At 71.8% G+C, this 12,261-nt stretch carries 13 protein-coding genes; 11 read left to right on the forward strand and 2 right to left on the reverse strand.

From position 1 onward, the window contains the following. Nucleotides 1-37: 37 nt before the first annotated feature. A complete protein-coding gene (locus EV139_RS00615) occupies nucleotides 38-541 on the forward strand; it encodes a hypothetical protein (RefSeq protein ID WP_237465658.1) in 504 nt (167 codons plus the stop codon). 15 nt (nucleotides 542-556) lie between these two features. Here the strand turns inward: EV139_RS00615 and EV139_RS00620 are convergent, their stop codons facing one another. Further along, nucleotides 557-1,246 (reverse strand): hypothetical protein, encoded by a 690-nt coding sequence (locus EV139_RS00620; protein ID WP_130452393.1) that lies wholly within the window; start codon nucleotides 1,244-1,246, stop codon nucleotides 557-559. Between the two features lie 80 nt (nucleotides 1,247-1,326). Between EV139_RS00620 and EV139_RS00625 the strand changes: the two genes are divergently transcribed. From EV139_RS00625 to EV139_RS00655, 7 genes are all read left to right on the forward strand, one after another. Next, complete coding sequence (locus tag EV139_RS00625) at nucleotides 1,327-2,283, forward strand: pseudouridine synthase (RefSeq protein WP_130452394.1); 957 nt, start codon at nucleotides 1,327-1,329, stop codon at nucleotides 2,281-2,283. A 172-nt stretch (nucleotides 2,284-2,455) separates the two neighbouring features. After that, complete coding sequence (locus EV139_RS00630; protein ID WP_130452395.1) at nucleotides 2,456-3,112, forward strand: TetR/AcrR family transcriptional regulator; 657 nt, start codon at nucleotides 2,456-2,458, stop codon at nucleotides 3,110-3,112. Between the two features lie 126 nt (nucleotides 3,113-3,238). Then, nucleotides 3,239-4,519, forward strand: a complete 1,281-nt coding sequence (locus EV139_RS00635) for a flavin monoamine oxidase family protein (RefSeq protein WP_130452396.1) — start codon at nucleotides 3,239-3,241, stop codon at nucleotides 4,517-4,519. Between the two features lie 53 nt (nucleotides 4,520-4,572). Then, a complete protein-coding gene (locus tag EV139_RS00640; protein ID WP_130452397.1) occupies nucleotides 4,573-5,754 on the forward strand; it encodes an MFS transporter in 1,182 nt (393 codons plus the stop codon). Nucleotides 5,755-5,955: 201 nt separating this feature from the next. Continuing rightward, nucleotides 5,956-6,378, forward strand: coding sequence for an alternative ribosome rescue aminoacyl-tRNA hydrolase ArfB (arfB, locus tag EV139_RS00645; RefSeq protein WP_130452398.1), 423 nt, complete (start codon nucleotides 5,956-5,958; stop codon nucleotides 6,376-6,378). 52 nt (nucleotides 6,379-6,430) lie between these two features. Then, nucleotides 6,431-7,198 (forward strand): SDR family NAD(P)-dependent oxidoreductase, encoded by a 768-nt coding sequence (locus EV139_RS00650; protein WP_130452399.1) that lies wholly within the window; start codon nucleotides 6,431-6,433, stop codon nucleotides 7,196-7,198. 82 nt (nucleotides 7,199-7,280) lie between these two features. Beyond that, nucleotides 7,281-9,020: an ABC-F family ATP-binding cassette domain-containing protein gene (locus EV139_RS00655; RefSeq protein WP_130452400.1), complete on the forward strand. Its 1,740-nt coding sequence runs from the start codon at nucleotides 7,281-7,283 to the stop codon at nucleotides 9,018-9,020. Here EV139_RS00655 and EV139_RS00660 read toward each other — a convergent pair. Beyond that, a complete protein-coding gene (locus tag EV139_RS00660; protein WP_130452401.1) occupies nucleotides 9,007-9,642 on the reverse strand; it encodes a MarR family winged helix-turn-helix transcriptional regulator in 636 nt (211 codons plus the stop codon). The genes EV139_RS00655 and EV139_RS00660 overlap by 14 nt on opposite strands. A gap of 106 nt (nucleotides 9,643-9,748) precedes the next feature. Between EV139_RS00660 and EV139_RS00665 the strand changes: the two genes are divergently transcribed. The 3 genes from EV139_RS00665 to EV139_RS00675 all read left to right on the forward strand — a co-directional run bounded on the left by EV139_RS00665 (nucleotide 9,749) and on the right by EV139_RS00675 (nucleotide 12,002). Then, entirely contained in the window at nucleotides 9,749-10,327 is a 579-nt protein-coding gene (locus EV139_RS00665; protein WP_130452402.1) for an NADPH-dependent F420 reductase, read from the forward strand. Nucleotides 10,328-10,441: 114 nt separating this feature from the next. After that, entirely contained in the window at nucleotides 10,442-11,371 is a 930-nt protein-coding gene (locus tag EV139_RS00670) for a VOC family protein (RefSeq protein WP_130452403.1), read from the forward strand. Between the two features lie 163 nt (nucleotides 11,372-11,534). Further along, nucleotides 11,535-12,002 carry a MarR family winged helix-turn-helix transcriptional regulator gene (locus EV139_RS00675; protein ID WP_237465655.1) on the forward strand — a complete coding sequence of 156 codons (468 nt, stop codon included), beginning with the start codon at nucleotides 11,535-11,537 and terminating at the stop codon, nucleotides 12,000-12,002. Nucleotides 12,003-12,261 lie beyond the last annotated feature (259 nt).

The following is a 12,261-nucleotide window of genomic DNA, read 5'->3' on the forward strand; positions in this document are numbered from 1 at the left end:
CACAGGCACCGCGTCGCACTCTCCTAGAATTATGAGCATGAATCCACAGGCGTCCCTCACCCGCGCTCTCGCAACCGAGGAGGGCGTCTACGGGCTCATCCTGGTCTCCGGCCTCATCGCCGCGTCGGGCAGCGCCGGGGCGCCGGCCTGGAAGTCGCTGCTGTTCACCGGGGTCACGGTCGTGGTGTTCTGGCTCGCGCACGTCTACGCCGGTGCGGTCGCGACGCACGGCACGGCCACGCCCGCGGGCGGCCCGGCGACCGTGCGCGAGTCGATCTCGGAGGCGATGCACAAGTCGCACGGGCTGATCGTCTCCACCCTGCCCCCGGCCGCCGCGCTGCTGCTCGGGGCGCTCGGCGTGATCGGCGACGTTGCGGCCACCTGGGCGGCCCTGTGGGTGTGCGTGTCGGTGCTCGCGCTGCTCGGCTACCGCGCTTACGCGCGCAAGGGTGCAGTGCTCTGGGTGCGCCTCGCGGGCGCGGTTGCCACGGCATCGTTCGGCATGGTGATCATCGCGGCGAAGGCGATCGTGACCCACTAGGCCGCGGTGGGTGGGCTACGGCGCGAGGGACGGGTTGAGTGCCAGCACCGCGTCGAGCGCTGATTGGGAATAGTCAGATTTTCCCGTCTCGAAGATTGAGATCCAGACGCCGTCGAAGAACATGTGCTGAATCGTGGTGGATCCAGTCATCCGGTACCTCTGAGGGTCGTCAACGACGTGCGTGAACACCTTCGTGCGCCCGATCGCGGACTCAACATAGTCCGAATCGCGGAGACTCCCCACGAAGGCCTCTTCTGCAGCGGACGGCAAGTGGGACGTGTACTGCTCGACGCGATGGCCCGCCAGATACAGTGGCCAACCACAACCGCGGAGGTTGGTCGCCTGTTCCATAGCGAGTTGCGCGGCGGGCCCCGTGAGGCGCTGGAACGTCTCGAGGTCCGTGGAGCCGGTGAGATGGGACACGTCGGTGTCGATTGATTCGTAGAACTCCGTGCTCTCTGCGGCTGCGAGTGGGTTCGCTGAATCACACTCGGGGAACACGATCGGAGCGTTGACCGGTTCGGCGCCGGCGTCTTGCCGCGCAGATTCCACCTCTCTTGCGGTGTTCTCCTCAGACGTAGCTTCTTGCTCACCGGACGCTGAAACAGCGTCGGTGGGGTTTGTTGGCTCGGCCGCGCAACCACCCAGTCCGGCTGAGAGCGCCACCGCCGCGGCCATCACTAAGACCCGACCTGAATACCCCATGCTGACATCCTGTTCTACGTATCCATAGCCACTCAACCGCCACGCCGGGGCCGGACCGCGCCGCGGGGTAGGCTCGTCGGGTGCCTCCCCGTTCCCCGCTGCCGCCGCGCCACGGACTCGACGCCGCCTGGCTGTGCACGGAGGACAAAGACAAGGGGGCGCCCCGGCCCTGGGCGTTGATGCGCGACTGGCTGATCACCCGCGTGGGAGCGCACGTCGACGTCGACGCGTTTCTTGCCGCCGGGCGCTTCGTCACGGAGTCGGGGGCGCCGGTGCTCGCCACCGATCCGTACCGGCCGCACACCTTCGTGTGGTTCCACCGAGAGCTGCGCGAGGAGCCCCCGGTGCCCGGCGCGGTGCGCGTGGTGCACCGTGACGAGCGGATCGTGGTGATCGACAAGCCCCCGTTCCTGTCTTCGATCCCGCGCGGCAAGCACGTGCGCGAGAGCGTGGTGGTGCGCATGCGCGACGAGCTCGGGCTGCCCGAGCTCACCCCGATGCATCGGCTCGACCGGATCACCTCCGGCCTGCTGATCATGGCGACGGAGCGGCGCTGGCGGGGCGCGTACCAGTCGATGTTCATGCACGGCGAGGTGACCAAGACGTACCGCGCGGTCGCGGCGCTCCGGGCTGATCTGGACCTGCCGACGATCGTGCGCAACCACCTCACCAAGACGCGCGGCGTGCTGCAAGCGGCGGTCGATTCGGCCGCCGAGCCGAACGCCGAATCGCTCGTCGAGCTCGAACGGCCGCTGAGCGCGGCCGAGGAGCGCGCGCTGGGCGACGGGCCGCCGCGCGGAATCTACCGGCTCACCCCGCGCACGGGCAAGACCCATCAGCTGCGCATGCACCTGTGGGGGCTCGGGATCCCGATCGTGGGCGATCCGCTCTACCCCGTGGTGCAGGACGTGGCCATCGACGACTTCAGCACCCCGCTCCAGCTCCTCGCGAGCGAGCTGCGCTTCGCCGACCCGGTCGACGGCAGCGCTCGCGCGTTCGTGAGCGATCGGGCGCTGCCGCTCGCGGCGGAGGAGTAGCGGCGGCCGCGCGGCCGGGCGCGCGAGCGGCCGGGTCCGCGGCTGCCCGCCCCGCGGTGCCCGCCCGCCCGGGCGGATTCCGCATCCACTACTCTGGGGGCGTGACAGCGAATCTCGTGGCGGCAGGCCCGTCGTGCGCGCCCGCTGGTCGCCGACGCGGAGCGGTGGCGCCGTGAGCGGGCCCGAGCGGCGCGCTCCGGGACGGCCGCGCGCCGACCGCCCCGTCACCGACCGCGCCATGATCGGGGCCGCGGCCATCGAAATTCTGCGGGAGTCGGACGCGCACAAGCTGACGATCACGAACGTCGCGGCGCGGCTGGACGTCCGCTCGCAGACGCTGTACCACCACGTTCGGGGGGTCTCGGACATTGTCGATGCCGCCCGCGCGGTGTGCATCTCGCGGATCAACCTCGACTGTTTGGCCCCGGATGTGCCGTTCGTCGCGGGCGTCACCGCGTTTGCGATCCGCTACGCGGAGGTGTTTACCCCGCTCGCGAAGAACATCTGGGAGTTCTTCCAGCACCCGATCAACGACCCGGCGACGATCGCCATGTACGAGACGTTTCTGCGGCGGGCGATCGCCGAGGATCTGCCGGATCAGCGCGCGCTCACGCTGATGCTCGACGTTGAGTACGCGATCTTCATGGCGGTGTTCGAGTACTCGTCGCTGCAGTCGATCCTCGACCCGGCGGTGCTTGAAGAGCACGGCGCGACGGCGCTCGCGCGCGCGATCGCGGGGAGCACGAGTGCGACGCCGGAGGGGCTGCGGGCTCGCCTCAGCGAGCGGGTCGGCGAGCTGATCCAGCACGCGTGTGACCCGTCTGCCTGACCGCCGGGCGCTGTTCGGCACCAGAAAATCTTCGCGTGACCTTGATTATCTACAGATTGAAGATATATTGATCAGGCCGGGATCCGGCAGCCGCACAACGGGGTCGAGCACGCGAGGGAGCATGCAATGCAGCAGCAGCCAACCGATCACACGGACGTCTTGATCATTGGGGCGGGGCTCGCGGGGCTCGCCGCCGCGGACCGGATGCGGGACTCCGGCCGCGCGGTGACGGTGCTCGACGGCGCGGATCGCGTGGGCGGCCGCAGCTACGGGATGCAGTGGCCCGCCGCCGGCCGCGCGATCGATATGGGCGGCACCTGGCTGCTCCCGAGCTTCGAGCGCAGCTTCGCCCTGCTCACCGAACTGGGGATCGCCACCACCGAGTCCCCGAAGGTGGCGGCCCCGGTCACGCACCTTGCGGAGGGCGTCGTGGCCCGCGACCGCGCAGCCGGGGCGGAGGCGGCCCAGCTTCGCGCGGCCATCGCGGCGCTGCGCGACGCGATCGAGCGGAGCCCACGGGCGCTCACCGCGGCAGAGGCCCTCGCCGCGGTGCCGGCATCGCCGTTCGCCCGCGATTGGCATGCCGCCACGCAGCGCTACCTCGCCGGGGCCCCGCTCGACGCGATCGACGCGACGCACCTGCTCATCGACGAGGACGACCTCAACAACCCGGACCACTACGCCACGCAGATCGCCGGGACCACGCGCGCGCTCGTCACCGCCCTCGCCGAGCGGTCCGGGGCCCGGATCCTGCTGGGACACGCGGCCACCGAGGTGTGGGCGGCCCCAGCGGACCACCCCGATTCCGAGGCCCGCCTCCGGGTGCGCACCGCGAGCGGCTCGATCTGGGAGGCCGCCGACGTGATCCTCGCCGTGCCGCGCAACACGCTCGGCGGGATCCGGATCGACCTCCCGCTGCCGGCCGCGTTCACCGAGCTCGCCGCCGCGCCGCACCCCGGTGCGTCGCGAAAGGACTGGTTCGTGCTCGACGGCGTCGCCGAGCATTTCCGCGTCTTCGCGTCGGAGGGGAGCTTCGGCTACTTCCGCTCGGAGGCTCGCCTTCCCGACGGCGGAATGCTCGCCGTCGCCCTCGCGCCGAGCGCCAAGGGGCTCCCCACGCCGGCCGAACTGCACGATGCAGTCCAGGCGTACCTCCCGGGCGCGACCGTGCGCGAGCACGTGCGCCACGACTGGATTGCCGAACCGTGGGCGCGGGGCACCTGGTTCGTTCCCCGCCCGGGGGACCCAGCCCGCAACGCGGCGCTGCCCGCCGCGCTCGCCGCGGCCACCCCCGCGCTGCAGATCGTCGGGGGAGACGTCAGCGTCGACTTCCCCGGGACGCTCGAGGGGGCGATCCGCACCGGCACCGACGCCGCGGATCGAATCCTGCGGGCCCCGCGAGTCTGATCCCCGCTCCCGCAACACACCCACCACCGCCACCGACTCACCGAGGAGTATCGATGACCACCCCGAAATTCAGGCCCGCCGCGGGCACAAAGCCGCTCTCGAGCATCATCATCGTCTGGGTCTATGCATTTCTCCCCGCCAACCTGATCCCCGGCGTGATCGGGCGCCTGGTCAACGACTTCGGCATGGACGTCACCCTCGCCGGGCTGCTCGCAACCGGGATGACGCTCCTCAACTCGGCAACCGTGCTCGCGGTTCGCCCGTTCGTGCGGCGCGGCTTCCGCGTGCCGCTCGCGATGCTCGGGGCGATCCTCCTGATCGTCGTGTGCGGGATCGGGATCGCGTTCCCCACGCCCGCCGTGATCGGGGCGCTGCTGCTCGTCGCCGGCGTCGGCTCGGGCCTGGCGCTCGCCGCGGCGTCCGCGTCGATCTCCGCCACCCCGCAGCCCGAGCGCTCCACCAACATCGCCATGATCTTCAACCGGCTCATCGTGGCCGTCGCCTACTTCCTCGTGCCCATCATCGGCACCTCGATCGAGACGATCCTGCTGCTGATCGGCCTCCCGGGCGTCGTCGTGCTCCTCACCGCACGGTGGCTCCCCAGCGCGCCGCGCGTGGCCGACACGGACGGTCAGCCAGTGAGCGCCGCCCGTGCCGGCCGCCAGGCGTGGCTGCTCGCCGCGGGCATGGGCATCCTCGCGGTCACCGACGACGGGGTGATCGGGATCTCTGAGGTGATCGGCATCGGCTTCTTCGGCGAGTCCGGATCCGCACTCGTGCTCAACCTGTACGCGATCGCGATCCTCGCCGGGCTCGTCGGCGCGCTCGTGGCCCCCGCCGTGTCTCGCTGGCTCGGTCGCGTTGGCGCGCTCACCCTCGCGCTGGCGCTCAGCCTGCTCGGGAAGATCCTGATCCTGGTGCTGCCAAACGTTGCAGCGTTCTCCGGCGGCTACATCGTGTGGGGCTTCGCCTTCGGGCTCTGTCTGCCGGTCATCTTCGGGATTGCGGCGGCGATGCGCGCGGACGGGTCCGCAAGCGTGGCCGTCAACGCCGTCTACGTGCTCGGCGTCGCGCTCGGCCCCACCGTCGCCGCGCAGGTCTTCGACCTCGGCGGCACACCCGCGCTCGCCGCCGTGATGGGGGTGCTCGGCGTGCTCGCGAGCGCGCTGATGATTGCGGTCACCGCGCGCATCCCGCGGGCGGCAATGCCGCAGCGCGAGCCCGTCGCCGTCTGAGCGGGACCGCGCGGGCGGCAGGGCTGCCGGGCTGCCGTGTGCACGGGCGGCCGTGTGCACGGGCAACCGCTCGGCCTGGCGCGCGAGTGGCCGGGCGGACGCTCGGCCCGGCCGCGGTGCTCACCCGCCCGTCTCACCCGTCCCGCCCCCACCCGTCCACCCCGCCGTCCCGGAGCGCCCCGACTGTGGGAGGCTTGTCGCATGGATCTGGAGGTGAGCCGCGCGCTGACCATCCCCGCCGCGGAGCTGGGGTGGCGGTTCTCGCGTTCCTCCGGCCCCGGCGGGCAGCACGTCAACACCTCAGACAGCCGGGTCGAACTCAGCTGGAACCTCGCCGACTCCGCCGTGCTCAGCGACGCGCAGCGCGCGCGACTCACCGAGCGCCTCGCCGGGCGACTGGTGGGCGGTTCGGTGGTGGTGTCCGCCTCCGAGATGCGCTCGCAGCTGCGCAACCGCGAGATCGCGCTTGAGAAGCTCGGCAACGTGCTGCGCTCGGCGCTCGCCCCAGACGGCCCGCGCCGCCGCGCGACGAAGCCCACGCGCGGTTCGAACCAGCGGCGCCTCGCCGCGAAGGGGCAGCGCTCGCAGACTAAGCAGCAGCGCCGCCGCCCACCGGCGGAGTAGCGGCGCGCTACGGTAGGCCCAGGAACCGTTCCCCACCGAAGGATACGCAGCGATGGCACACACTCACACGGCGATCATCACGGGCGCGGGGAGCGCGACCGGGATCGGCTTCGCGACCGCGCGACTGCTCGGCGGGCGCGGCCTGCGCATCGTGGTTTCAGCCACGAGCGACCGCATCCACGACCGGGTGCGCGAGCTCGCCGAGCTGGGGGTTGAGGCCCGCGGCGTGGTCGCCGATCTCACACTCGACTCCGGGGCCGAGGAGATCTTCGCCGTGGCCGAGCGTGAGTTTGGCGCGGTCGGGGTGCTCGTCAACAACGCGGGCATGACCTCGGTGAGCGATCCCGAGCAGCCGGCGCCGATCGACGAGATCACCGCGTCGCAGTGGGCCGACGCGCTCGACCGCAATCTCACGAGCGCCTTCCGCATGGTGCAGCGCGCGATTCCCGGGATGCGCGAGCTCGGCGGCGGGCGGATCGTCACCGTCGCGTCACTGTCCGGGCCGGTGCAGGCGTACCGCGGCGATGTGGGGTACCACGCGGCGAAGGCCGGCCTCGTGGGGCTCACGCGGGCGGTCGCGGTGGAGACCGCCGGGCACGGGATCACCGTCAACGCGGTCGCGCCGGGGTGGATCGCCACCGGCTCCGCCACAGCGCACGAGAACGCGATGGGGCAGGCCACGCCGGCGGGCCGCTCGGGGACCGCGGCCGAGGTGGCCGAAGCGGTCGCGTTCCTCGCGAGCCCGGGCGCCTCGTACGTGACCGGGCAGCTGCTGGTGGTCGATGGCGGCAACTCGATCGCGGAGGAGCGCGGGGTCTGAGGTGCGCGGCGGCTGGGCCTCGCGTGCGCGGCGGCTGGGCCTCGCGTGCGCGGCGGCGCCCCGCGCGCCCTACGCTTAAGGCATGACTGCAACCCTCGTCGCCCAGGCGATCGCGGGCGGGTACGCGCACCGCACGCTCTTCGAAGACCTCGATCTCACCGTCGCGCCCGGCGATGTGGTGGGCGTGGTGGGCGTGAACGGAGCGGGAAAATCCACGTTCCTGCGCATCCTCGCCGGCGAGCTCCAGCCCCAGGCGGGCGCGATCCATCTCGCGCCCAGTGACGCGTTCGTCGGCTGGCTGCCCCAGGAGCACGAGCGGATCGAGGGCGAGACGGTCGCCGGGTACGTCGCCCGGCGCACCGGCTGCGCGCGGGCCACGGCCGAGATGGACGCCGCGGCCGCGGCGCTCGGCGATCCGGCGGCGGCCGGGCCGGGGGATCCGGATCCCGCCGACGTGTACTCCGCCGCACTCGACCGCTGGCTCGCGAGCGGCGCGGCCGACCTCGAGGAGCGCCTCCCCGCGGTGCTCGCCGAGCTGGGCCTGGGAACGGCCGCCGCGACCGACGCCGTCGGCCCCGCGGCGGCCGGCGCAGCGCGCGGCGCTGGAGCGACCCCGGAGGCCGCCGCCGGTGTCACCGAGGATTCGCTGATGACCGCCCTGTCTGGCGGGCAGGCCGCTCGCGTCGGCCTCGCCGCCCTGCTGCTCTCGCGCTTCGACACGGTGCTGCTCGACGAGCCGACCAACGACCTCGATCTCGACGGCCTTGAGCGTCTCGAGCGCTTCGTTCAGGGGCTGCGCGGCGGCGTGGTCCTCGTGAGTCACGACCGCGAGTTCCTCGCCCGCTGCGTCACCCGCGTGCTCGAGCTCGACCTGGCTCAGCACAGCAACCGTGTCTTCGGTGGCGGCTACGACGCGTACCTGGAGGAGCGCGCGATCGTGCGCCAGCACAAGCGCGACGACTACGAGGAGTTCGCGAGCAAGAAGGCCGATCTGGTGGCCCGTGCCCGCACGCAGCGCGAGTGGTCGAGCCAGGGGACGCGCAACGCGCTCAAGAAGGCCCCGGACAACGACAAGATCCGTCGCCGGGCCGCCTCCGAGTCGAGCGAAAAGCAGGCGCAGAAGGTGCGGCAGATGGAGAGCCGGATCAAGCGGCTCGACGAGGTTGACGAGCCGCGCAAGGAGTGGCAGCTCGAGTTCACGATCGGGGCGGCGCCGCGGTCGAGCGCCGTCGTTGCGACGCTCAACGCCGCGGTGGTGCGGCAGGGCGACTTCACGCTCGGGCCGGTCTCCCTGCAGCTGAACGCCGGTGAGCGAGTGGGGATCACCGGGCCCAACGGGGCCGGGAAGTCGACGTTGCTGCGCACGCTGCTGGGGCGTCAGGCGCCGGATTCCGGATCCGCCGCGCTCGGCTCCTCGGTGTCGATCGGCGAGATCGACCAGGCGCGTTCCCTGTTCGGGGGCTCGGAGCCGCTCGCCGCCGCGTTCGAGGTGCTCGTGCCCGAGCTCGCGTCGGGCGAGGTGCGCACGCTGCTCGCAAAGTTTGGGCTCAGGGCGGATCACGTGCTGCGCCCGTGCGGCGAGCTGTCGCCGGGGGAGCGCACCCGCGCGGGCCTCGCCCTGCTGCAGGCCCGCGGCGTCAACGTGCTCGTGCTCGACGAGCCCACCAACCACCTCGACCTGCCCGCGATCGAGCAGCTTGAGCAGGCCCTCGAAAGCTACGAGGGCGCGCTGCTGCTCGTCACCCACGATCGCCGCATGCTGAGCACCGTGCGGCTCGACCGCCGCTGGCACGTGGCGGGCGGCGTGGTCACCGAACTGTAGGGGCCGCGGGCACCGCGACTGGGTCCGCCGCGCAGGCCGCGGCGGGGGAGGTCCCGGGCACCGCTTTGGGGGTAGGGGCGGGGTCCGCCGCGCAGGCCGCGGGTGCGGGATCGGCGGCGCAGGCCCCCTGGCCGGTGCCCGCCGCTGCGCCCGCATCCGCCGCCGCGCGCTCGTCGAGGCTGGTGAGGATCGCGTAGCTGGTGGTTGCCAGCTGCGCGACGCCGTCGCCGGGAAGCCCGGTGAGGCCGGTGAGGACCAGCTCGCGCACCGCCGCCGCGTACGCGTCGCGCGAGCGGGCCAGCGTCTCGCCGCCGCGCGCGGTAAGGATCGCGTTGGTGGCCCGGCCGTCGAGCTCGCACGGAGCGCGCTCAATGAGGCCGCGTCGCTCAAGCGACGCCGCGACCCGAGACAGGCGCGGCCGGGTGGCGTTGGTGCGCCGCGCGAGCAGGCTCATGCGGGCGCGCTGCTCCGGGCTTTCAGCGAGCGTCTCGAGCACGGTGTGCTCGAACGAGGTGACTCCGAGCGGGGCGAGCCGCTGGTCGAGTGCGGTGGGGAGGAGCTCAAGGAGCGCGTGCAGGCGCGCCACCGCCACGCGCTCGGGGTGGGTCAGCGGAGTGGTCATGCGGCAATTCTAGCAAATTAGTTGCAGCTACAACCAAAGTGGGTCTATGATTTAGTTAACGCTACAACCAATGCCCCAACGCTGGGCGAGAATGGAGATCAGGATCATGGCTACGTACACGATTTTCGGGACCGGCAACATGGCGAACGCGATCGGCGGCGTACTCGCCGCGGGTGGTGCCGCGGTCGATCACATCTCCCACGAGCAGGGCGCCGGCGCCACAATCACCGGCGACGTCGTGGTGCTCGCGGTGCCGTACCCCGCGGTCGCCGAGATCCTCGGCGCGTACGCCGACCAGCTCGCCGGCAAGACCGTCGTCGACATCACGAACCCGCTCAACTTTGAGACCTTCGACTCGCTCGTGGTCCCCGAGGGGAGCTCCGCGGCGTACGAGATCCAGCGCGCGCTGCCGGACTCGATCGTGCTGAAGGCATTCAACACCAACTTTGCGGCGACCCTCGCGTCCGGCACGGTCGGCGGCTCGGGCACCACCGTGCTCATTGCCGGCGACGACGGCGATGCGAAGGCCGCGCTGGCCGCCGCGGTGATCGCGGGCGGGCTGCGCGCGATCGATGCCGGCTCGCTGAAGCGGGCTCACGAGCTCGAGGCGCTCGGCTTCCTGCAGCTTACGCTCGCCGCGGCCGAGAAGATCTCCTGGACGGGTGGCTTCGCCGTCGCCAACTAGGGCCCCGTGCGAGCCCGGCGCCGATCCGGCAGCGCGGGCATCGCAGTACACCAGGTGGCGGCCGCACCGTGCGGCCGCCACCTACACACACTCTAAGAAAGGCCCGGTGGCGGGATGGACACACAGCAGCAAACGGGGACGGTCGACGATCGCGTGCTCTCCGCAGATCTTGCGATGGACGCGGTGACGCTCCGGGTTGGCGATCTCGATCAGATGAGCAGCTACTACGAGAACGCGCTCGCGCTCGTCCCCATCGCCGAGCGCGCCGATCGCACCGAGGTGCACCGCGTGCTCGGCCGCGGTGACACCCCGATGGTGCGCCTCATCCACACCCCGGGGCTCCCCGAGGTGAACCCGCGCGACGCGGGCCTCTTCCACACCGCCTTCCTGTTTGACGATGCCGCGAGCCTCGCCGCCACCGTGTACCGCACGGCGCAGGATCAGCGCAGCCGCTTCGCCGGGTCGAGCGATCACCTGGTCAGCGAGGCGTTCTACTTCACCGATCCCGAGGGCAACGGTATCGAGCTCTACACGGACCGGCCCCGCGACACTTGGCGCTACGAGAACGGGCAGATCCTCATGGATACCCTCTATCTCGATCCAAATGGCTACCTCTCGGAGCACCTCGACGAGGGTGTGCTCGCGGCGGTGGAGCGGCAGTCGGGCGGGATCGGTCACGTGCACCTGCAGGTGGGCGACGTGGCCCGCGCGCGCGACTTCTACGTCGATGCGCTCGGCTTCGAGGCCACCGCGAGCGCTCACCCGGGCGCCCTCTTCGCCTCGGCGGGCGGGTACCACCACCACGTCGCGATGAACACCTGGAACAGCCGGGGCGCCGGCCCGCGCGCGGCGGGGCTGGGGCTCGGCAATGTGGCGATCACGCTGCCGGGCCGCGAGGACCTCGACGCGGTCGCCGCGCGGCTGCGGGGGCGGGGGATCGCCTTCGCCGACGACGGGAACACGATCGCCGTCGACGATCCGTGGGGCACTTCCGTGTCGCTCTCGCTCCCGGCCGCCAGCGGTGAGGAGCTCCTGGCGCGCTAGTCGGGTGGCGCGTGGGCGGGCTGCGGGCCAGGGTTGGGCTGCGGAGAGGGTGCCGCGGCCGCGGGCCACCCGCCCGCGGCTTCCGGGCGGGTGGCCGGCGCCCCGCCCGCTCCCGGGCGTCGCGCATGCTCGCGTTTCCCGGCAAAGGTGATGAAATGGGGGAATGACATACACCGCTCCGCGAATGACCGAGCAGGAGTCGCAGGCCTGGCTTGGCCTGGTGACGGTCTCGCAGTTGCTCCCGCACGTGCTCGACGCGCAGCTGCTGCGCGATTCGCAGCTCACGCACTTTGAGTTCACGGTGCTGTCCTCGCTGTACGTCGCCCCGGACTCGACGCTGCGGATGTCGCAGCTCGCCGAGCAGACCGCGGCGACGCTGCCGCGCCTCTCGCACGTGTGCACCCGGATGGAGAAGCGCGGGCTGATCGAGCGGCTGCCCTGCGCCGAGGATCGACGGGCGACGAACGCCCACCTCACCTCGCTGGGGCGGCGGCAGTTTATTCGCGCGATCCCGAAGCACATCGAGCTGGTGCGCAGCCTCGTGATCGACGCGCTCACCCCGGACGAGCTCGATGCGCTGGGCGCGATCTCGGCGAAAATCGGCGAGCGGCTCTCCGAGCGCCAGGCCTGATTCCGCGCGCCGGTGTGCGCCGGCCCGCGCTCGGGGCCGCCGCGTGCGCTCGTGCGCCCGCGCTCGCGGCTGCCGCCCGCGCCCGCGCCTCTGCCTGCCCCGGTGTGCCCCCGGCGCGTCCGCTCGCGCTGCCGCCCCCGCGTCCCGCGAGCCGCATGCTGCTCGGCTCGAACGGGCCTCTGACCCGGGGCCGGGTCAAGAAACTCCCAGGGACGTCCGAAATGATTGTCGCAACAATCAATTCTAGGGCGGGGACGTA

Origin of the sequence: Leucobacter luti (assembly GCF_004217175.1) — a bacterium.
GTDB lineage: Bacteria > Actinomycetota > Actinomycetes > Actinomycetales > Microbacteriaceae > Leucobacter > Leucobacter luti.